At 75.1% G+C, this 20,371-nt stretch carries 13 protein-coding genes; 4 read left to right on the top strand and 9 right to left on the bottom strand.

Annotated elements, in window-relative coordinates:
• Positions 1 to 136: 136 nt before the first annotated feature.
• On the top strand, positions 137 to 787 hold the full coding sequence (locus tag OG715_RS25235) for a DUF4352 domain-containing protein (RefSeq protein WP_266271202.1): 651 nt from the start codon (positions 137 to 139) through the stop codon (positions 785 to 787).
• A 154-nt stretch (positions 788 to 941) separates the two neighbouring features.
• On the opposite strand, the gene mfd is transcribed toward OG715_RS25235, so the two are convergent.
• Positions 942 to 4,571, bottom strand: coding sequence for a transcription-repair coupling factor (gene mfd / locus OG715_RS25230; protein WP_266271201.1), 3,630 nt, complete (start codon positions 4,569 to 4,571; stop codon positions 942 to 944).
• Positions 4,572 to 5,289: 718 nt separating this feature from the next.
• On the opposite strand from mfd, the gene OG715_RS25225 reads away from it, so the two are divergent.
• Positions 5,290 to 6,606, top strand: a complete 1,317-nt coding sequence (locus tag OG715_RS25225) for a nucleotide sugar dehydrogenase (protein ID WP_266271200.1) — start codon at positions 5,290 to 5,292, stop codon at positions 6,604 to 6,606.
• A gap of 152 nt (positions 6,607 to 6,758) precedes the next feature.
• Here the strand turns inward: OG715_RS25225 and OG715_RS25220 are convergent, their stop codons facing one another.
• From OG715_RS25220 to OG715_RS25190, 7 genes are all read right to left on the bottom strand, one after another.
• Complete coding sequence (locus tag OG715_RS25220) at positions 6,759 to 8,156, bottom strand: coiled-coil domain-containing protein (protein WP_266271199.1); 1,398 nt, start codon at positions 8,154 to 8,156, stop codon at positions 6,759 to 6,761.
• A 266-nt stretch (positions 8,157 to 8,422) separates the two neighbouring features.
• Positions 8,423 to 11,230 carry an SUKH-4 family immunity protein gene (locus tag OG715_RS25215; RefSeq protein WP_327064161.1) on the bottom strand — a complete coding sequence of 936 codons (2,808 nt, stop codon included), beginning with the start codon at positions 11,228 to 11,230 and terminating at the stop codon, positions 8,423 to 8,425.
• A gap of 105 nt (positions 11,231 to 11,335) precedes the next feature.
• Positions 11,336 to 12,337 (bottom strand): SMI1/KNR4 family protein, encoded by a 1,002-nt coding sequence (locus OG715_RS25210; RefSeq protein ID WP_266271197.1) that lies wholly within the window; start codon positions 12,335 to 12,337, stop codon positions 11,336 to 11,338.
• A 233-nt stretch (positions 12,338 to 12,570) separates the two neighbouring features.
• Positions 12,571 to 13,686, bottom strand: a complete 1,116-nt coding sequence (locus OG715_RS25205; RefSeq protein WP_266271196.1) for a DegT/DnrJ/EryC1/StrS family aminotransferase — start codon at positions 13,684 to 13,686, stop codon at positions 12,571 to 12,573.
• 123 nt (positions 13,687 to 13,809) lie between these two features.
• Positions 13,810 to 14,922, bottom strand: a complete 1,113-nt coding sequence (locus OG715_RS25200; RefSeq protein ID WP_266271195.1) for a DegT/DnrJ/EryC1/StrS family aminotransferase — start codon at positions 14,920 to 14,922, stop codon at positions 13,810 to 13,812.
• A gap of 153 nt (positions 14,923 to 15,075) precedes the next feature.
• The gene (locus OG715_RS25195) at positions 15,076 to 16,056 is read right to left on the bottom strand and encodes an NAD-dependent epimerase/dehydratase family protein (protein ID WP_266271194.1); all 981 of its coding nucleotides are present in this window, start codon (positions 16,054 to 16,056) and stop codon (positions 15,076 to 15,078) included.
• A complete protein-coding gene (locus OG715_RS25190) occupies positions 16,053 to 17,288 on the bottom strand; it encodes a Gfo/Idh/MocA family protein (RefSeq protein WP_266271193.1) in 1,236 nt (411 codons plus the stop codon). Before OG715_RS25190 ends, OG715_RS25195 begins: the two co-directional genes overlap by 4 nt.
• Positions 17,289 to 17,716: 428 nt before the next feature.
• Here OG715_RS25190 and OG715_RS25185 point away from each other — a divergent pair, with 428 nt between their 5' ends.
• Together OG715_RS25185 and OG715_RS25180 are read left to right on the top strand one after the other, a co-directional pair.
• Positions 17,717 to 18,181 (top strand): YwqJ-related putative deaminase, encoded by a 465-nt coding sequence (locus OG715_RS25185; RefSeq protein ID WP_266271191.1) that lies wholly within the window; start codon positions 17,717 to 17,719, stop codon positions 18,179 to 18,181.
• An 80-nt stretch (positions 18,182 to 18,261) separates the two neighbouring features.
• The gene (locus OG715_RS25180; protein WP_327075416.1) at positions 18,262 to 18,810 is read left to right on the top strand and encodes an SUKH-3 domain-containing protein; all 549 of its coding nucleotides are present in this window, start codon (positions 18,262 to 18,264) and stop codon (positions 18,808 to 18,810) included.
• A gap of 13 nt (positions 18,811 to 18,823) precedes the next feature.
• Here the strand turns inward: OG715_RS25180 and OG715_RS25175 are convergent, their stop codons facing one another.
• The gene (locus OG715_RS25175; RefSeq protein WP_266271190.1) at positions 18,824 to 20,095 is read right to left on the bottom strand and encodes a histidine kinase; all 1,272 of its coding nucleotides are present in this window, start codon (positions 20,093 to 20,095) and stop codon (positions 18,824 to 18,826) included.
• Between the last annotated feature and the right edge of the window lie 276 nt (positions 20,096 to 20,371).

Genomic DNA, 20,371 nt, shown 5'->3' with positions numbered 1-20,371 from the left:
AACGGAGATGTTTCACGAAAGGCCGTTGACATCGTTCACAGCAGATGATGTGATCTGTCCTGTCGACAGCAGGTCAGGTCGACACCGCACAGGACGAAGAGCCGGTCCGTACCCGGCGACACGACAGGAGACCCCGATGTCCGCGACCATCCGCCGCACCCGCCGCACCGCCGCCCTGCTGCTGGGCGCCACGCTCGTCACCCTCACCGCGACGGCCTGCGACTCGACCGGCGGCCCGTCCGTCTCCACCGAGGCCAAGCAGACCCCCGCCGCCACCGCCCCGGCAGCCGGTGCCGCCACCTCCGCCGCCGCCAAGCCCGCCGACAGCAAGCCGGCGGAGAGCAAGCCCGCCGAGGCGGCCAAGGCCCCGGCGAAGGTCGGCGACACCATCGCCCTCAAGGGCACCCTGGAGAAGGGCAACACCGCCGACGTCACCGCGCTGAAGGTGGTCGACCCGGCCCAGAGCAGCAACGAGTACCTCCACGCGGAGGACGGCAAGCACTACGTCGCCGTGCAGTTCCAGATCAAGCCGACCGGCGCCAAGGCCTACAGCGAGGCCCCGTGGAGCGCCGCCAAGGTGGTCGACGACCAGGGCCAGGCGTACGGCCCGACGCTCGCCGAGACCAAGGCCGGGCCGTCCTTCCAGACCCCGACCAACATCGCCTCCGGCGAGACGGGCAAGGGATTCGTCGTCTTCGAGGTGCCGAACGGCACGAAGCTCGACAAGGTCCAGTTCTCCCTGGACAACGGCTTCGCCGACCAGGTCGGCCAGTGGAAGCTCGGCTGACAGCGGTGGCACTCCCACCGCCGGCCACGAGAACCCCCGCAGGAACGCGAACACCCGCGAGAACGCGAACGGCGGCCTCGGGCAGCACCGCCCGAGACCGCCGTACCCGCTCGCCGAGGCCCCCTTCCGGGGCTCTCGACCGCCGCGGGATCCGCTACTTCCCCGCCCCCGCCAGGTCGTCGAACATCGACGACAGGAACTCCCTGGACCAGGCCAGCAGCTCCCGCCCGACCAGCGGCTTGCCGCCGATCCGCCCGGTGGACGGCCGAGGCACCAGCAGCTGGTTGGTCGCCGCCTTCACCTGGCTGCGCGGGTAGAGCCGGTTCAGCCGCAGCTGCTGCGACTCCCTCAGCTCGACCGGGCCGAAGCGCACGTTGGAGCCCTGCAGCGTGATGTCCGCGATGCCGCACCGCCGCGCGTACAGCCGCAGCGCCGCCACCAGCAGCAGGTTCTCCACCGGCTCGGGCAGCTTGCCGTACCGGTCGACCAGCTCGTCCCGGACCTGGGTGATGTCCTCCTCCGAGTTGACCGCCGCGATCGAGCGGTAGGCCTGGAGCCGCAGCCGTTCCCCCGGCGCGTAGTCGTGCGGCACATGGGCGTCGACCGGCAGCTCGATCTTCACCTCCAGCGGCTCCTCCTCCGGCTCGCCGCCGCCCGCCAGCGACTCCCGGAACTCGGCCACCGCCTCGCCGACCATCCGCATGTAGAGGTCGAAGCCGACACCCGCGATGTGCCCGGACTGCTCGCCGCCGAGCAGGTTGCCCGCACCGCGGATCTCCAGGTCCTTCATCGCGACGTACATGCCGGCGCCCATCTCGGTGTGCTGGGCGATGGTGGCCAGCCGCTCGTGCGCCGTCTCGGTCAGCGGCTTCTCCGGCGGGTACAGCATGTAGGCGTACCCGCGCTCGCGGCCCCGGCCCACCCGGCCGCGCAGCTGGTGCAGCTGGGAGAGGCCGAAGGTGTCGCCGCGCTCGACGATCAGGGTGTTGGCGTTGGAGATGTCGATGCCGGACTCGACGATCGTGGTCGACACCAGGACGTCGAACTCCTTCTCCCAGAAGTCGACGACCACCTTCTCCAGCTGGGTCTCGCCCATCTGCCCGTGCGCGGTGGCGATCCGCGCCTCCGGCACCAGCTCCTTCAGCCGGGCGGCCGCCCGGTCGATCGACTCGACCCGGTTGTGGATGTAGAACACCTGGCCCTCGCGCAGGAGTTCACGCCGGACCGCGGCCGAGATCTGCTTCTCGTCGTACGGGCCGACGAAGGTCAGCACCGGGTGCCGCTCCTCCGGCGGGGTGGTGATGGTGGACATCTCGCGGATCCCGGTGACCGCCATCTCCAGGGTCCGCGGGATCGGGGTCGCGGACATGGTGAGCACGTCGACGTTGGCCCGCAGCTTCTTCAGCTGCTCCTTGTGCTCGACGCCGAAGCGCTGCTCCTCGTCGACGATGACCAGGCCGAGGTCCTTGAAGCGGGTCTCCGAGGAGAACAGCCGGTGGGTGCCGATGACGACGTCCACCGAGCCCTCGAACAGCCCCTCCAGTACGGCCTTGGCCTCGCTGTCGCTCTGGAACCTGGACAGCGCCTTCACGTTCACCGGGAAGTTGGCGTAGCGCTCGGCGAAGGTCGAGAAGTGCTGCTGCACCAGCAGCGTGGTCGGCACCAGGACCGCGACCTGCTTGCCGTCCTGCACCGCCTTGAAGGCCGCCCGCACCGCGATCTCGGTCTTGCCGTAGCCGACGTCGCCGCAGATCAGCCGGTCCATCGGGACGGACTTCTCCATGTCCGACTTGACCTCGGCGATGGTGGTCAGCTGGTCGGGCGTCTCCGCGTAGGGGAAGGCGTCCTCCAGCTCGCGCTGCCACGGGGTGTCCGGGCCGAAGGTGTGGCCGGGGGCCGCCATCCGGGCCGAGTACAGCTTGATCAGGTCGGCGGCGATCTCCTTGACCGCCTTCTTGGCCCGCTGCTTGGTCTTCGCCCAGTCCGCGCCGCCCAGCCGGTGCAGCGTCGGGGCCTCGCCGCCGACGTACTTGGTGACCTGGTCGAGCTGGTCGGTCGGCACGAACAGCCGGTCGCCGGGGTGGCCCCGCTTGGCCGGCGCGTACTCCAGCACCAGGTACTCGCGGGTGGCGCCCTGCACGGTGCGCTGCACCATCTCCACGTACCGGCCGACGCCGTGCGCCTCGTGCACCACGTAGTCGCCGGGCACCAGCGCCAGCGGGTCGATCGCGTTGCGGCGCCGGGACGGCATCCGCCGCATGTCCTTGGTGGAGGACCGCTGGCCGGACAGGTCGGTCTCGGTGATCACGGTCAGCTTGAGCGACTCGTCGACGAAGCCGTGCTCGATCGAGCCGCAGGAGACGTGCACGACGTCCCGGGTGGGGGCCTCGGACAGGTCGGCGACCAGCCGGGCCGCGATGCCCTCGTTGCCGAGCACCTCGGCGAGCCGGGAGGCCGGTCCGTGGCCCTCGGTCACCATGACCACCCGCCAGTCGGCGGCCAGCCGCTCCTTGGCGTCGGCGATCGCCCGGGCGGTGTCGCCCCGGTACGCCTCGACCGCGCGCATGCCGAGGGTCAGGGTGTTGGTGTCGAACTCCAGCAGTCCGCCGACCGAGGCGTCGCTGGTCGCGAACGGGCTGACCGACCACCACGGCAGGCCGATCTCGGCGGCGTGCTCGCGCACCTCGGCGAGCGAGCGCAGCGAGGCGGCCGAGACGTCGATGGTCTCCAGGTCGATGGGCCGGTCGCCCCCGGAGGCGGCGGCCACCCAGGAGGCGTGCAGGAACTCCTGACTGGTCGCCACCAGGTCGGTGGCGCGGGTGCGGACCCGCTCGGGGTCGCAGACCACGGCGACCGAGCCCAGCGGCAGCACGTCGACCAGCAGCTCCATGTCCTCGACCAGGACGGGCGCCAGCGACTCCATGCCCTCGACCGCGATGCCCTCGGCGATCTTGTCCAGGATCTCGGCCAGGCCCGGGTGCTGGGCGGACAGTTCGGCGGCCCGCGCCCGCACCTCGTCGGTCAGCAGCAGCTCGCGGCAGGGCGGCGCCCACAGGCCGTGCTCGGCGATCTCCAGCGAGCGCTGGTCGGCCACCTTGAAGAAGCGGACCTCCTCTACCTCGTCGCCCCAGAACTCCACCCGCAGCGGGTGCTCCTCGGTCGGCGGGAAGACGTCCAGGATGCCGCCGCGCACCGCGAACTCGCCGCGCTTCTCGACGAGTTCGACCCGTGAGTAGGCGGCTGCGGCAAGCTTTCGGGCGACCTGCTCCAGATCGTGCGACTCGCCCCGCAGGACGGCCACCGGCTCCAGTTCGGCCAGCCCCTTCACCTGCGGCTGCAGCACCGAGCGGACCGGCGCGACGATCACCTGCACCGGCCCGGCCGCCGGGTCGTCGACCCGCGGGTGGACGATCCGGCGCAGCACCGCGAGCCGGCGGCCGACCGTGTCCGAGCGCGGGGAGAGCCGTTCGTGCGGCAGCGTCTCCCAGGCCGGGAACTCGGCGACCGCGTCCGGCGGCAGCAGTGAGCGGAGCGAGGCGGCGAGGTCCTCGGCCTCCCGCCCGGTGGCGGTGACGGCCAGCACCGGACGGCCCCGCTCCCCGGCCGCCTGCCCGGCGAGCGCGCGGGCCAGCGCGGCGATCACGAACGGCCTGGCGGCGGGCGGTCCGACCAGGTCGAGATGGCGGCGGCCCCCGGCCGCCGCACCGGTGGCGGTCGCGGCCTCGATCGCCTCGGCGAGGGCCGCGTCCCGCGCGACGACATCGAGCAGTCCGGTCAGGCTCATCTGGAGTCTCTTCTTCGTCCCGAGGAAGGTGCTGCCCGGGGGCCCTGGGCCCGTCGGGGCAACGCGAACGGCCCGGCACGCCGTGCGGCCGGGGGTGTCCAGCCTACGCCGCGAGGCTGACGCGCACGCGGCACACGGCCGGGGGCGGGGCGGCGCGCGACCGGCTCACGGAGCCCGCACCGTCCGCACGCGGTCCGCCGGCGATCCGGTGCGGACGAACGACCGCCCGCACGCTGCCGGTCCTGGCGTTCCGCCGGGCCGTTTCCCCATCGTCGCGTTCTGCCACGATCTGGACATACTCCTGTCACTGCCCGTCCATGGAGATCGCGCACCATGGTGAATGTGCCCGCCGCACCCAACCGTGGGGGATGGCTGCGAGGGGCACGGTCGCACACCCGATGGGGGTCGGGAGTGCGAGGCCGGGCGGCCCTGGGTGGGGGCGCCCGCCCACACGCCGGGAACCGTGGCGTCCTTTCCTGGAGGACGCCACGGGTCTCGGCCTCATTCTTTTCCCCGCCCGCCCTCCCCGTCCACACACCCGGTGTCACGATCGCGTGCCGCCCGGCACCGATCGCGGGCCCCGCGTCCCTTTCCGGCGCCTTTCGGCGCAATCCCGGGAAAGCCCGCGCCGTCCGGCCCCGCTCCCTACCCTGTGGTGAAGACCGTGTGGAGACGCCCGGAGGGGTCAGGGGCGTCGCGATGGAGGGGGTTCTTCGTCATGCGCGTTGTCATCGCAGGCCAGGGCTACGTGGGGCTGCCGCTCGCGGTCCGCGCGGCCGAGGTCGGGCACCGGGTGGTCGGCTACGACGTGGACGAGCGCCGGATCAAACGGCTCGCCGTCGGCGAGTCCTACGTCGAGGACATCCCGGCCGAGCGGCTGCGGCCGCTGCTGGAGAACGGGAGCTATCTGCCGTCCGCCGATCCGTCGGACGTCGCGGAGTTCGACGTCGCGGTGATCACCGTGCCGACGCCGCTGCGCGACGGCGTGCCCGACCTGTCGTACATCGAGGCCTCGGCGGCCCTGCTCGCCCAGCACCTGCGGCCGGGGGCGACCGTCGTCCTGGAGTCCACCACCTACCCCGGCACCACCGAGGAGCTGCTCGCGCCGCTGCTGGAGCAGGGGTCGGGGCTGACCGTCGGGCAGGACTTCCACCTCGGCTACAGCCCCGAGCGGATCGACCCGGGCAACCCGACCTGGCGGCTGGAGAACACCCCGAAGGTGGTCTCCGGGATCGACCCGGCCTCGCTGGCGGCGGTGGAGGGCTTCTACGGCGGGCTGATCGACCGCACCGTCCCGGTCTCCTCCTGCAAGGAGGCCGAGCTGACCAAGCTGCTGGAGAACACCTTCCGCCATGTGAACATCGCCCTGGTCAACGAGCTGGCGATGTTCGCCCACGATCTGGGGATCGACGTCTGGGAGGCCATCGACGCCGCCTCCACCAAGCCGTTCGGCTATCTGCGCTTCACCCCCGGCCCGGGGGTGGGCGGGCACTGCCTGCCGATCGACCCGTCCTACCTGTCCTGGCGGGTGGAGCGGGCGCTCGGCCAGTCGTTCCGCTTCGTCGAGCTGGCCAACGACGTCAACAGCCACATGCCCGACTACGTGGTCCGGCGGCTCGCCGAGGCGCTGAACGAGCGGCAGCGCTCGGTCAAGGGCTCGCGGGTGCTGCTGCTGGGGCTGGCGTACAAGAAGAACACCGGCGACGCCCGGGAGACACCGGCCGCCCGGGTCGCCGAGCTGCTGGTCCGGATGGGCGCCGAGGTCCGTGCCGCCGATCCGCACGTGGTGGTCGGGGTGCACGTGCCCGAGCCGGTGATCCCGGGCCAGCGCGCGGCCGAGCACGACCCGCACGGCGACCCCTTCGCCGCCGTCCACCGGGTGGAGGCGAGCCCGCAGGAGCTGGCGGCGGCGGACGCGGTGGTGCTGCTGGCCGACCACGACGACTTCGACTACGGGGCGGTCACCGAGCACGCCCGGTACGTGCTGGACTGCCGGCGCCGGCTGGCGGGCGGCGCCTCGGTCGAGGTGCTCTGAGCCGTCCGGCCCGTCCAGCCCGTCCAGCCGTCCCAGCGTCCGGCCGGGTCCGCCTCCGGTCCGGTCCCGTCCCGTCCCGTCCGGGGACGCAGCGGGCCCCGAACGCGTCTCGGCGTTCGGGGCCCGGTACGTGCGGGACCGCCTGCGGGCGGTCAGCGCCGACGGCGGTAGGCCACCGTGTTCGGGGTGCCGTACTCGGCACCGTCGTCCACGATCACGATCTTCGGGATGATCCTGGTCTCCTCCTCGGCCGGGCGCTCGGCGCCGGCCCCCTCGCCGCCGTCCGCCGCCGGAACCGGCGGGGGCGTGGCCGGCCTCGGCGGGACCGGGCCGGTGGCGAGGGCCGGGGCGACCCGCCCGGGGGTGACCCGGAGCATCGCGGTGGCCGCCTCGCCCGTGCCGGGCGCGCTGCCGCCGGGCAGGGCCGGGACGGGCTCCTTGCGCAGAACGGCCCTCGGGTCGGCGGCCGCGGGCACCGGGACGGACACGGCAGCGGGGACGGCGACGGGCAGCGGGATCTCCCCGGTGTCCGCCTCCGGGTCCACCGGGGGCGCGTCCGAGGGAGGCGCGTCGACCGGGGCCGCGTCGACGGGGGCGGCGTCCGCCGGGGCGCCGTCGGCCCGGGCCTCGACCGCCAGGGCCTCGGCCACCGGGGCCGGCAGCGGCTCGATCGCGCCCACCGCGGCACCCGTGAGCGAGGCCAGCGTCGCCTTGATGTGGTCGAGGTGCTGCTGCACCGTCTCCAGCCTGGCGGAGAACTCGCGGTGCTCCCGCTCGGTCGCCGCATTGATCCGCTCGGCCTCGCGCCGGGCCTGCTCGATCAGCTCGTCCGCCCTGGCCTGCGCCTCGGCGTCGCTCTGCTTGATCCGGCCGAGCACCGACTCCCGGAACTGCTCGGCCTCCTTGACCCGCCGCTCGGCGGTGGAGGAGATCGCCTCGTCCTCGCTGTCGGCCCTGGTCTGCGCCTCGGCGAAGGTCTCGTCGGCCTTGCGGCGCAGCTCGGCCAGCTTGGCCTCGGCCCGCTCGGAGGCCTCGGCGGCCGCGACCCGGACCTGGGCCGCGTACGCGGTGGCGGCGTCCCGGACGGACCGGGTCTCGCGGTCGGTGTCGGCCCGGACCGTCTCGGCCTCGGCCCGGGTGCGCTCGTCGGTGCGGCGCGCGGCCGCGTCGGCCTCGGTCCGGGTGACGGTCGCGTACTCCTTGGCGGCCCGGTCGGCCGCCTGTCCGGCCTCGTAGACCTCGTCGCGGAGGTCCTCGGCCGCGCGCTCGGCCTTGTCGCGGACGGCGCGGGCCTCGTTCTCGGCCGTCCGGGCCAGCCCGGCGGCCTGCTCGCTGAGCACCTCGTAGTCCGGTTCCGGGGCATCGGCTGCGGCCTGTCGGACCTCGGCCAGCCGGCGTTCCATCTCCCGGATTCCGGACCCGAGCACGCTCAGCCGCTCCCACGCCTCGTCCCGCTGCGCGGTGAAGACGGTCAGGGCGCGGTCGACCTGCTCGGGCGCGTAACCGCGCCGGGCAACGGTGAAGCCGTGCTGGGGGACGGCGTCGCTCATGGGCTCTTCCCCTCGTGTCGCGGGCTGCGGAGCCCATGATCGGACGGATCGGTCCGCTCGGGAACCGGGTCGGCAAACCCGGTCGGGATTCGAACGTCGAACGGATCGAAACATGTCGAGGATGGACGATTGCGACCATCCTCTTGACCTATTTTGCGCAGATCATGGCGAAACCCCAATGAGGCACCGCCGCACCGGTACGCCGAAGGGGCCGTTCCGGACCTCGGAACGGCCCCCGGCCACCTGCGTCGTTCCGGGGCCGCCCGCTAGAGCAGGCCGTCCCAGAACTGCTCCAGCAGCACGGCCCACCAGGTGTCCGCGGACTGGAGCGCAGCCGGGTCGATCGCGGCCAACTGAGCCTGGAAGTCGGTCGTCCAGCGACCGGCCTGGTCCGGGGTCAGCCCGTACCGCAGCCGCCACATCCGGCCCAGCAGGGCCAGCGCGCGGACGAACTCCGGTACACCCGTGTTGACGAACCGGGGCGGCTCCCCGGTTCCTTCGAGATCCATCGCGACCACGTGCGCCGTGCCGTACTGCACACACAGCTGCCGACCGTAGTCGTTGCCCAGCACCAGGTAACCGCCGAAGTCGGTACTGCCCGCCAGGCCCCGTTCGGCCGCCAGCTCGGCGAGCGTCGGGATCGGCCGGCCCTCCTGGGCCTGCGCCCAGAAGAACGGTCCGAACTCGCGCGGCAGACCCGCCCACATCAGCGTCTGCGCCACCGGCTCGGGAACGCCCTGCCGGGCCACCGCGCGCTGCTCGAAGCGGAACACGTTCGCCCCGAAGGCCTGGCCGAGCTCCTGGCCGAGCTGCTGCGGCGGGACCGGCTGCGGCGCCGGGACGGTGCCCGGGGCGGGCAGCGGCACCCGGAACGGCCGGACCCGCTGCGGGCCGGAGGCCAGCTGGTGCAGCTCGTCCAGGTGGTCCAGCAGCTGGGCCATGCCGGCCTGCCGGGAGTGGTGCTCCCGGCCGTAGTCGGCGGTGTGGGTGAGCCGGACGTTCGGCCAGGAGGCGGCGATCATCCGGTGGCAGTAGCCGCCGGGCAGGTCGCAGGACTCCAGCTCGGTGTAGAGCTCCAGCACCTGCTCCGGCGGCACGTTCAGCCGCCGCAGGTCCTGGAGGATCTTCCACTCCGGGTGCGGGGTGCCGGGCTCGCTGCGGTGCAGCAGCTTCTGCTCCGACCCGTCCGGGCCCCGGTAGCTGAGCGCGGCGAAGTAGCCCGGGCCGACCGCGGGCACACCGGGCGGCACGGGGGCGCCCTGCGGCGGTCCGGGGACGGGTGCCGGCGGGACGGGCGCGGGCGCGGCGACCGGCGCCGGGGCGGCGGGCGCGGGCCCGGCCGGGTAGCCGTAGCCGGCCACGGGCGCGACGGAGGCGCCGGGCGCGGGCGGCGGCGGGACGGCGGGGCCGCCGGACGGCGGGGTGCCCGGGTCGATCGCGCCCGCCAGCTGGGTGCGCTCGTACGCCACCCCGCCGGGCGCGGCGGCGGCGGGCGGTGCCGCCGGGGCGTCCGCGGGGCGCAGACCGGCCGGCGGCGGGGGCGGCGGGGCGCTGGAGGCGCCTCGGCCACCGGAACCGGCGGGGGCCGCCGGGCCGGAGCCGCCGCGCAGCCCGGCGGGCGGGGGCGGCGGCGGGGCCGAACCCGGGTTGCGGCCGAGCGCGACGGGCGCCGGGCCCGCGCCGGGCCCGGCCGCTCCGCCGCGCAGTGCGGCGGGCGGGGGCGGCGGCGGGGCGGAGCCGGGGGCGCGGCCGAGCGCGCCGGGCGGCGCGGGCTCGGCGGGCGGGCCGACCGGCGGCGGGACCGGGGCCCCGGGCGCACCCGGCAGGCCCGCCAGTCCGGGCAGGCCGTCGGGCGAGGCCAGCATGGTGGCGGCGTGCTCGACCCCCGGTCCGGCGGGCGGCGGGACGGGCGTTCCCGGGGCGGGCGTGCCGGGGCCGCCGGGCGCACCGGGCAGACCGGCGAGGCCGGGCAGACCGTCCGGCGGCGCCAGCAGCGTCGGCGCGGGCTCCACCACCGGCGGAAGCGACGGCGGCACCGGAGTCCCCGGCACGGGCGTACCCGGACCACCGGGCGCACCCGGCAGACCGGCGAGGCCTGGCAGACCGTCCGGCGGCGCCAGCAGCGTCGGCGCGGGCTCCACCACCGGCGGAAGCGACGGCGGCACCGGAGTCCCCGGCACCGGCGTCCCCGGACCACCCGGCGCACCCGGACCATCCGGCGCGCCCGGCAGACCGGCAAGACCCGGCCGAGCGCCCTCGGGCAGCAGCATGGTGGCCGCCTCGGAACCGGCCCTCGGCTCGCCGGACAGCCCGGCGCCGTTGGTCCGCAGCCCGTCGGGCAGCAGGACGGTGGCCGCCTCGACGCCCGCGCCGTACGAGGGCGGGCCGGCCGGCTCCTCGTGGCCGGGCGGCGGGGCGAGCATGGTCGGCGCGTCCCCGGCGGGGCGCTCGGAGACCGGCGGTGTGGTCAGGACGGCGGGCCCGGGCGTGTCGGCCCGCCCGAACCGGACCCCCGGGCTCGGCGGCACGGGGGGCGCCGGATCGAGCGGCGGGGCGTGCGGGGCCACCGGCCGGACGGCCGGCTCGGACGGCTCGAACGGAGCGGCGGGAGCGGTGAAAGCGGCGGGCTCAGCGCCTGCCACCGGCACTCCCGACGCCGGCGTCCCGGCGGCCGCCGGGGCACTCAGCCGCTCCGCCTCGGCGGCGAGCGCCGCCTCCCCGGCCTCCTGCAGCCACTGCGGCGGGCTCAGCAGGAAGGACGTCGCCTCCACCGGCCCCGGCGCGGGCCTGGCCGCCCCGGCCGGGTTGGCCGCGACCGGCCGACCGTACGTCTCCTCGTACTGCCGGACCACCTCGTTGACGGGCAGCGCGGGCCACAGGGTGCTCGCACCGGAGTCCCGGGCGATCACCAGCCGGGCCTCCCCCTCGGCCTCGGACCCGCCCTCGGCGGACTGCACCGCCCAGCAGACGAAGCCCAGGTCGAACTCCCGGACCCGCACCTCGCGCTGCCGCTCCCGGGACACCCCGCCGTTGATCCACTCCTCGGCGAGCTCCTGCGCCTGCGCGTACGTCACCACGCCCGGTTCACCCCTGTCCTCATCGTCCCCGCTCGTTCCACACCGTCGACGACCGGCCGGTCCGTCTCCCGGCCCGTCCTGCGCTCCACCGCGAACGCCACGTCAGCCCACCGGAACGGCCCGGGCGAACCCGCCGTTCACCATCAGCTCGGCCACCGTCTCCAGCTCCGGCGGGCTTCCGGCCAGCCGCAGCAGGAAGGCGTCGAAGTCGTCCCCGCAGGGCAGCAGCAGCCGCTCGACCCGGTCCTCGGGGGGCTCCGGGGCGCCGGTGTCGCGGGCGTCGTCGTAGAGGCAGAGCCAGACCGAGCCGATCCGGTCGCCGCGCACCTTCAGCGCCAGGATGCCGCCCTGGGCGTAGGCGATGCCCAGGTAGTCCTTGGTGAAGTGGTCCCGCAGGCACTTGTTGGCGTAGACGACGTCCTCGGTGCCGTACTCCTCGGTGAGCGTCAGGAACGGCTGGTCGACCAGCAGCCCGAGGTCCGGGTCGAGCGCCACCCCGGCCGGGACGCGGCCGCCGCCGAGCTTGAGGAAGGTCCGGTAGGCGCCCGGCAACCGGTAGCCCAAGCGCTGCTCGGCCCGCTGCACGAGGTCCTCGGGGACGCCGATCGGGTCGCTGCCGTCGAGGGCGAGCGGGAAGTGCACCGCCCGCTTCTCCTGCAACGGGCGGGTGCCGCGCCGACCGTGGTCGGCGGAGGAGGTGGCGAGTCCGCCGTGGTGCCGCAGCATCGCCTTGACCTCGACCGGGACGAGCTCCATCCGCCGCCAGCCGGGCGCGGCCCGGCCGGCCACGTGGTGCCAGGTCCAGCCGGGCGGGGTGGCGACGGCGGTGTCAAGGTCGGCCCAGAGCGGGTGGCCCTGGGTGAACAGCGCGGCGTTGGCCGAGACGTAGTCGGTCAGCCGGAGCTCGTCGACGCCGAAACCGGCCGGCGGGTCGGCGACCTCGGCCGCCGCGGCGGCGTACGGGCCGAAGTCCGGGTGGCCGTGCTCGTCCACCCGGACCCCGGCGGGGTGCCGCTCGGCGCGGACCGGATCCGGGAACTGCACCACCTGACCTGCGTACGCCGCGTTCGGTGCGGCGGCGACGCCGGGCCGACCTGTCGTCATCTGGGAGCCCCCACTGGCTGCTGCAAATTCTCGGTGCGCTTGTTGGGAAACAGCGTAGGGGGTACGCCCGCGGACCGGTCCCCCGCCCGGTGGGACCGGACGCGGACCGGCACCGGCCGGACACGGGACGGCCACCGGCAGGGCACGGGGCGGTCACCGGCGGGGCGGGAAAGCGGGCAGGCGCGGGGGCGGGAGAGCGGTGGAGTCGGGGCGGGAGAGCGGTGGCGGCGGGCTCAGGCCGCCAGTGCCTTGGCCAGCGCCTCCACCACCCGCTCCTGCTGCCCGGCGGTGATCTGCGGGAACAGCGGCAGGGTCAGCAGCTCCGCCGCCGCCCGCTCGGCGACCGGGAACGCCCCCTCGCCGCGGCCGAGGTGCCGGAAGGCCGGCTGCAGGTGGACCGGCACCGGGTAGTGCACGCCCGCCCCGATCCCGGCCGCGTTCAGCGCCGCGAGCAGCGCGTCCCGGCGGGCGCCGCCCGCGGCGACCCGGACCGCGTACAGGTGCCAGACGTGCTCGTTGCCGGGCGCGGTGCGCGGCGGGGTGATGCCGTCCAGACCGGCGAGCAGCGCGTCGTAGCGGGCGGCGGCGGCCCGGCGGGCCTCGTTCCAGGCTGGCAGCCGGCGCAGCTTGGCGCGCAGCACGACGGCCTGGAGCGCGTCCATCCGGGAGTTGAAGCCGAACCGCTCGTGGATGTACTTGCGGGCCGAGCCGTGGTCCCCGATCAGCCGGACCGAGGCGGCCAGGTCGTCGTCGTCGGTCACCACGGCCCCCGCGTCGCCGTAGGCGCCGAGGTTCTTGCCGGGGTAGAAGCTGGTGGCGGAGATCCGGCCGTGGCGGGCGCGGCCGTCCTGCCGGGCCCCCTGGGACTGCGCGGCGTCCTCCACCACCGGGCGGTCGCCAGCCAGGTCGAGCAGCGCGGCCATCGGGGCGAGCTGGCCGTTGAGGTGGACCGGCAGCAGCGCGACCGCGTCCGCCAGCACCTCGGCGACCCGGGCCGGGTCGATCAGCAGGTGGTCGGGGTCGGCGTCGACCAGGACCGGGCGCAGACCGGCCCGCTGGACGGCCTCCGCGGTGGCGACGAAGGTGTTGGCGGGCAGCACCACGCCGCCGCCGGGCGGCAGGTCCAGGGCGCGCAGGGCCAGTTCGAGGGCGTCGGTGCCGTTGGCCGCGCCGACGCAGTGCCTGGCGTCGGAGAAGGCCGCGTACTCCTCCTCGAAGCCGGCCACCTCCGGCCCCTTGATGTAGCCGCCGCTCGCGAGCACCCGGTCGAAGCCGGCCCTGACCTCCGCCTCGATCTCGGCGTGCGCGGCGGCGAGGTCGACGAGCGGAACGGGCTGGTCGGTGGTCATCCTGTGGTCTCCCTGGGCCGGTCGGAACCTGTCGGTACGGAACCTGCGAGCAGCGGAACGGAGGTACGGACGAGCGGCGGAACGGACGGAGCGGTGGAACGGAGGCGCAGCGGGCCGGCGGCCTCAGCCGAGCGCGGACCGCAGGGCGGCCACCACCCGGTCCTGCTGCTCCTCGGTCAGCGCGTGGTGCAGCGGCAGGATCAGCGAACGCCGGGTGAGCAGCTCGGTGGCGGGCAGCGGGACCCGGGCGGTCCCCTTGTACGGGGCCTCCAGATGGGCCGCCATGATGCCGCGCCGGGCGGAGACGCCGGCCTCGGCGAGCCGGACCAGCAGCTCGGCCCGGTCGGGGGCGCCGTCCGGCGGCAGCACCCAGCAGGACTGGTAGTTGGTGGTGCCGTGCGGCGGGTCGTCGACCAGCCGCACGCCGGTGCCGGCGAGCAGTTCCCGGTAGCGGGCGGCGAGTTCGCGCCGACGGGCGACCATGGCGGGCAGCTTGCGCAGCTGCACCAGGCCGATGGCGGCCTGGATGTCGGTCATCCGGTAGTTGAAGCCGATCTCGTCGTAGGTCTCCAGCACGCTCGCGCCGCCGGCCCCCGCGTGCCGGTCGGCCGCCGAGACGCTCATCCCGTGCTCGCGCAGCCGCCGCAGCCGGGCCGCTAGTTCGCCGTCCCGGCAGGTGACCATGCCGCCCTCGCCGGTGGTGAGCAGCTTGCGCGGGTGGAAGGAGTACGCGGCGAGTTCGGCGCCCGCGCCGACGGGACGGCCCCGGTACTCGGAGCCGGCCCCGCAGGCGGCGTCCTCGACCACGGTGACGCCGTGGGGCCCGACGGCGGCCCGGATGCCGTCCAGGTCGACCGGCACCCCGCCCTGGTCGACCGCGATCACCGCCCTGGTCCGCCCGGTGAGCAGCGGTTCGACGGTGGCGGCGGTGAGGTTGCCGGTGGCCGGGTCGACGTCCGCGAACACCGGTACCGCACCGGCGTAGGTGACGGCGTTGGCGGTGGCGACGAAGGAGAGCGAGGGGACGACCACCTCGTCCCCCGGACCGACGCCCGCGCCGATCAGCGCCAGGTGCAGCGCGGTGGTGCAGGAGGAGACCGCGACGGCGTGCTCGACGCCGAGGTGCTCGGCGAAGGCCCGCTCGAAGGCGGCGACCCGGGGGCCCTGGGCCACCCAGCCGGAGCGGACCGCCTCGGCGGCGGCCTCGGCCTCCTCCTCGCCGAGCCAGGGGATCATGACGGGGATGCTGGACACAGGCGTGCTCCGAACGTGGCGCGGACGTGATCGGTGAACGGGATCGGTCGACGTGATCGGTGAACGGGATCGGTGGACGTGCTCGGTGGACGGGACGCCCGGCCGGGCGCGGACACTCGGCCGGGCCCGGAACGGCTACTGCTCGCGCCACCAGCCGACCAGTCGGCGCAGTCCCTCGTCGAGGCCCAGTTCGGGCTTCCAGCCGAGGTCGCGCTCGGCGGCGCCGATGTCCGCGAGCCGCCGCACCACGCCGCCGGCGGTCCCCCGGGCCGGGCCGTGCTCGACGTCCAGGTCGTTCCGGTCCATCGCGGTGAGCAGGGCGTCGGCCAGGCCCCGCAGCGAGACCTCGCTGGCGCTGGCGATGTTGTAGACCCGGTCGGTGACGGGGGCGGCGGCGGCCAGCAGGTTGGCCCGGGCGATGTCCTCGGTGTAGACGAAGTCCATCGTCTGGGTCCCGTCGCCGAAGATCAGCGGCGGCTGTCCGGCGGCGATCCGCTCCATCCAGCGGATGAACACCTCGGTGTACCGGCCGTGCACGTCCATCCGGGGCCCGTACACGTTGAAGTAGCGCAGCGCGACGTAGTCCAGGCCGGACATGGCGTGGAAGGAGCGCAGCAGGCCCTCGTTGAAGACCTTGGCCGCCCCGTACAGGGTGTCGTTGTTGTACGGGTGGTGGTTCTCGGGCGTCGGGAAGACCTCGGCGAGGCCGTAGACGGAGGCGGTGGACGAGGCGATCACCTTGCCGACGCCGACCTCGGCGGCCGCCTCGACCACGTCGAAGGTGCCGTCCACCATGATCTCCAGGGCGAGCCGGGGCTCGGTGGCGCACTGGGTGATCCGGATCGCGGCCAGGTGGAAGAGCAGGTCGGTGCCCGGGTCGAGGAGCTCGCGCAGCAGGGCGCGGTCGCGGATGTCGCCGTCCACCACCCGCAGCTGCCCGGGGGCGGAGATCTCGCGGGCGTACGCGAGGTTGGCCTGCCGGCCCCGGACGAAGTTGTCGAGCACGACCACCTCGCGGGCGCCGCCCTCGATCAGCTGGTCCACCACGGTGGAGCCGATGGTGCCGGCCCCGCCGGTCACCAGGCAGCGGGAGCCCTCGATCTGTACAGCGTTCACCGCGTGGCGGCCCTTTCCTGAGCTTCGGACATGGCGGACGGGCCGGGCAGGTCGCGCCCGGCGGGCAGTTCGTGGCCGGCGGCCGGCCCGGGCGGCCCGGACAGCTCGGAGTCCAGGCCGACGCCGACCGGGACGGTGGCGCCGCCGAGTTCGAGGCTGAGCGAGGCCGCCTCCAGCAGCTGGAGCACCCGCAGGCCGGAGCGGCCGTCGGTGAGCGGGGCCCGGCCCTCGGTGATGGCGGCGGCGAACTCGGCCATCACGTTGCGCAGCGCCTCCTGCTCGACCAGGGCGGGGGCGACCATCGAGCCGACCCGGTAGGAGATCAGGGCCTGGTGGCGGATCGCGTCGGTCAGCTCGTCCGGCGGGGTGAGGTCCACCCCCCGGTCGTGGACCGCCAGCCGGGCCTGCGGGTTGAGGTCGTCCCAGACCAGGGTGCGCCGCGAGCCGCCGATCATGGTGGTGCGGACCTTGGTCGGCGAGAGCCAGTTGACGTGGCAGTGCGCCAGCGCGCCGTTGCTCAGCCGGACGGTCAGGTAGGCGACGCAGGACCGCCCGGCGCCGATCGGGTCGGCGCCCTGGGCGGAGACGCCGACCGGCTCCACCCCCGGTGGCAGGACGAAGTCCAGGATCGACAGGTCGTGCGGGGCGAGGTCCCAGAGCACGTCGACGTCCGGCTGGACCAGCCCGAGGTTGATCCGCACCGAGTCGAAGAACTGGATGTCGCCGAGCTCCCCGCCGTGCACGAGCTCGCGGATCCGGCGCACCACCGGGGTGTAGCAGAAGGTGTGGTCGCACATCAGCACCAGCCCGCGCTGCTCGGCGAGCTCCACCAGTTCGGCGGCCTCCGCGGCGGAGGTGGTGATCGGCTTCTCCACCAGGACGTGCTTCCCGGCCTCCAGCGCCGCCCTGACCAGCCGGTAGTGCGCGGCGGCCGGAGTGGCGACCGCGACCGCGGCGACCCGCTCGTCGGCCAGCACCTCCTCGAAGGAGGTGGTGGACCGGACGGTGCTGTACTCGCCGAGCACCCGGCGGGACTTCGCCGGGTCCAGGTCGCAGAGCCAGTGCAGGCGCAGCGCCGGCGTCTGCTGCGCGTTGCGGACCAGGTTCGGACCCCAGTAGCCGGCCCCGACCACCGCGATCCCGATCCGGCGCCCCGGTGCGGGCTGCGGCGGCGCGCCGGGTGTGGGTACGTGTTCGCCGGGCGCCTCGTTGGCGGTTTCCGTGTCAGTCATCGCAAGACCCCCCTTGCTGTGTGGAGCCGGGCACCGGCTCGCGGGCGCACGGCCCGGGCCCCCCAGCCCCTCCGACCACAACGACCACGGCAGGCAAAGGAGTTGCCACTTCGACCGGCGACCCCACCGGACCGCCCGTCCCCTCGGCCCGCCTGCTGGAACGCTACCGGCCGCCACAGTCGCCCGGGGGCGGATTCGGGAAACCCGGGGACGAGTCGTGACGATGCCGTGCGGATCCGGCCAACGTCGCGTGACCGTCCACCGCCAGGGCCTCCGGACCGGGTCCGACCGGCCGTGCCCCGCACCCCGGTTGTGCGGTTGTCAGTGTCGTTTGACAGGCTGACCCCTGTCGGCCCCTGCACCACGCGGAGGGCGAGCGGGAGAACGTACGGGAACGCCGGCGGGAAGACGAGGAGGAGAACGACGCCATGAGCACGGGGCAACCGGCCGGACCGCCACTACTGCGCCACCACCGCGACAGCCTGCTGCCCGCCGTCGCCGCCGCGCTGTCGCTGAAGGGCGGCGAGGTGCACACCCTGGCCGGCGCCAAGTCGGACCTCGGCCCCGCCCTGCACCCGCTGGTCGGCGAGTTCCTCGGCGCGCTGCCGCTGGAGCAGCGCGAGCGCTTCACCGGGCGCTGCCCCGAGGCGGTCCTGCTCTCCCAGTACCTGGCCTCGGTGGACGGTCGGCGCTCCAAGCGCGCGGCCCGCAAGCCGATGAGCCTGCACGAGGCCCGCAAGGCGCTCAAGGGCGCCCGGCTGACCACGGTCCGGATCCGCGAGGAGCACGATCCGGCCCACGGCACCCACGCTCCGCCGTGCCGCTCCTGCGCACCGCTGCTGGAGCACTTCACCGTCCAGAGCGTCGCGGTCGGCCCGGCCGCCGCCGGCTGACCCGCCGGCCGCCGCGCCCGGCCCGCGCCGACCGCCCGGCGCGCCGACCGTCCCCCGTCCCCGAACCACCGGAGCCCGTCCTGAACCCGCCCAGCCCGCCCCCGCCGCCGCCGGCCACCCTCGCCGCGCCCGCGCCGCGGACCCGCCCGCGTTTCCCGGCCGACGTCGCCGCCGAGCTGAAGGCGGCCGGCTGGCACCCCGGGCGCTGGCAGATCCGGCAGGCCGAGGAGTGGGCCGACACCCTGGCCGGCCACGGCGGCCCGACGGACGTCCCGCACGCGGTGTTCCCGGCGGCGGTGGAGGCCTGGGCCGAGTTCGGCGGCCTCGCCTTCGACCTGGCCGGGCCGGGCCGGCAGCTGGCCCGCACCCCGTTCCTGGTCGACCCGCTGTGCGGCCTGCACCAGCCCCGCACCCTGGCCGACCTGGGCCGCGCCCTGGACACCAGGATCGCCCCGCTGGGCGAGGAGGCGTACGGGCAGGCGCTGCTGGCGATCGACGAGGAGGGCCGGGTCTTCAGCCTGGACCACACCGGCGAGTGGTACCTCGGCGACAGCGTCGACCGGGCGATCTCCGCCCTGGTGCTGGGCACCGCCCCGGAACGGCTGCGCACCGCCGAGGACGCCCGATGACCCGGAGAACGCCCTAGACCAGGCGGTCCTCGCGGACCGCCAGCCGGGACGGCAGGACCGCCTCCACCCGGAAGCCGCCGTCCCGCTCCGGCCCCGCCGAGAAGGTGCCCCCGAGCGCGACCACCCGCTCGCGCATCCCGACCAGCCCGTTGCCGCCGCTGGGCAGCGCGGCCGAGGCCCGCTCGCCGCCCGGGCAGGCGTTCACCACACTGACCCGCACGCCGTTCGGCGCGTACGCGAGCAGCACCGACACCTGGGCCCCGCCCGCGTGCTTGTGCGCGTTGGTCAGCCCCTCCTGCACCACCCGGTAGGCGGTCTGCTCGGCCTCGCCGGTGAACTCCTGCCGACTGCCGCTGACCGTCAGGGTGACGGCCATGCCGGCCGCCCGGGACTGGTCGACCAGCCGGGGCAGCGCGGTCAGCGAGTCCGGTTCGACCGCGCTCTCCTCGGACATCCGCAGCACGCCGAGGATCTCCCGCAGCTCGTTCAGCGCCTGCCGGCCGACCTCGCCCATCAGCTTGGCGCTCTGCGCCGCCCGCTCCGGGTCCTTGGCCACGATCCGCTCCAGCGCCCCGGCGTGCACCACCATCAGCGAGACCCGGTGCGCCACCACGTCGTGCATCTCCCGGGCGATCCGGGTGCGCTCCTCCAGCCGGGCCCGGCGGGCGCGCTCCCTGGCCTGCTCGGCCAGCAGGTCCAGCTCGGTCTCCAGGCCGTGCGCGCGGTCCTTCAGCGACTCGATCAGCCGCCGCCGCGCCCCGACGTAGAGGCCGGTCACCACCGGGGCCACGGTCGCGCCGGCGGCCACCAGCAGCGCCAGCACCAGCTGGCCCCAGAACGGCGGCTGCTCGATCGTCGAATCGCCGGGGTCGACCATCGAGAGCAGGATCACCCCGGCGGTCTCGGCGTAGGCGAGCGCGGAGAGCGCCACCACCCGACGGCGGCGCGAGGGCCACTCCCAGGTCGCGGCCAGCGTGTACAGCGCCACCAGCAGCAGCACCATGCCGGGCACCCCGGGCATCACGATCAGCGCCACCACCACCGGCACGGCGGGCCAGCGCCGGCGGACCACCAGGCTGGCGCCGACCATCGCGCCGAACAGCGCGATCCCGAGCTCGGCCGCCAGGTGGAGGTGGATCCGGCCGCCGATGTACGTGACCGAGCTGGCCGCGCACTCCAGCGCCGCCACGGCGGCGAGTCCGGCGTCCAGGAGGGCGCTGCGCCGCCTCGGCCACCACAAGAACGACGACCGGCCCCGCGCGCGCTCCCCAGGCGACTTGCTCATGCCCCACAGACTACGGCGCGCCCCTGCCCCGGCCCCACCGGGTCGCGGCCGGACACGCCCCGCGACGGCTTTCCCGACACCTGGCCCGGCGCCTCCCCCGACCGCTCCCGGACAGTCGCCGGGCCACTCCCCCCGCACTTCCCGGCAACCTCCACCCCGACCGCAAGTGGTCCAGACCACATACGGTCCCGGGGCATGGCTGTCCGCCATCCGGCCACTTCGCGGACAGCGCACCTCCCGACACCTATGCTGGTCGCGTCGGACAGCGCGGTCCGC

The organism is Kitasatospora purpeofusca (assembly GCF_036010405.1).
GTDB lineage: Bacteria > Actinomycetota > Actinomycetes > Streptomycetales > Streptomycetaceae > Kitasatospora > Kitasatospora purpeofusca.
This window is presented reverse-complemented; position numbering and strand designations above follow the sequence as displayed.

Coding starts and splice junctions, on each gene's coding strand:
- OG715_RS25190 (WP_266271193.1), bottom strand. CDS start 17,288: ATGACTGACACGGAAACCGCCAACGAGGCGCCCGGCGAACACGTACCC.
- OG715_RS25185 (WP_266271191.1), top strand. CDS start 17,717: ATGAGCACGGGGCAACCGGCCGGACCGCCACTACTGCGCCACCACCGC.
- OG715_RS25205 (WP_266271196.1), bottom strand. CDS start 13,686: ATGACCACCGACCAGCCCGTTCCGCTCGTCGACCTCGCCGCCGCGCAC.
- OG715_RS25220 (WP_266271199.1), bottom strand. CDS start 8,156: ATGAGCGACGCCGTCCCCCAGCACGGCTTCACCGTTGCCCGGCGCGGT.
- OG715_RS25175 (WP_266271190.1), bottom strand. CDS start 20,095: ATGAGCAAGTCGCCTGGGGAGCGCGCGCGGGGCCGGTCGTCGTTCTTG.
- OG715_RS25200 (WP_266271195.1), bottom strand. CDS start 14,922: ATGATCCCCTGGCTCGGCGAGGAGGAGGCCGAGGCCGCCGCCGAGGCG.
- OG715_RS25210 (WP_266271197.1), bottom strand. CDS start 12,337: ATGACGACAGGTCGGCCCGGCGTCGCCGCCGCACCGAACGCGGCGTAC.
- OG715_RS25225 (WP_266271200.1), top strand. CDS start 5,290: ATGCGCGTTGTCATCGCAGGCCAGGGCTACGTGGGGCTGCCGCTCGCG.
- mfd (WP_266271201.1), bottom strand. CDS start 4,571: ATGAGCCTGACCGGACTGCTCGATGTCGTCGCGCGGGACGCGGCCCTC.
- OG715_RS25235 (WP_266271202.1), top strand. CDS start 137: ATGTCCGCGACCATCCGCCGCACCCGCCGCACCGCCGCCCTGCTGCTG.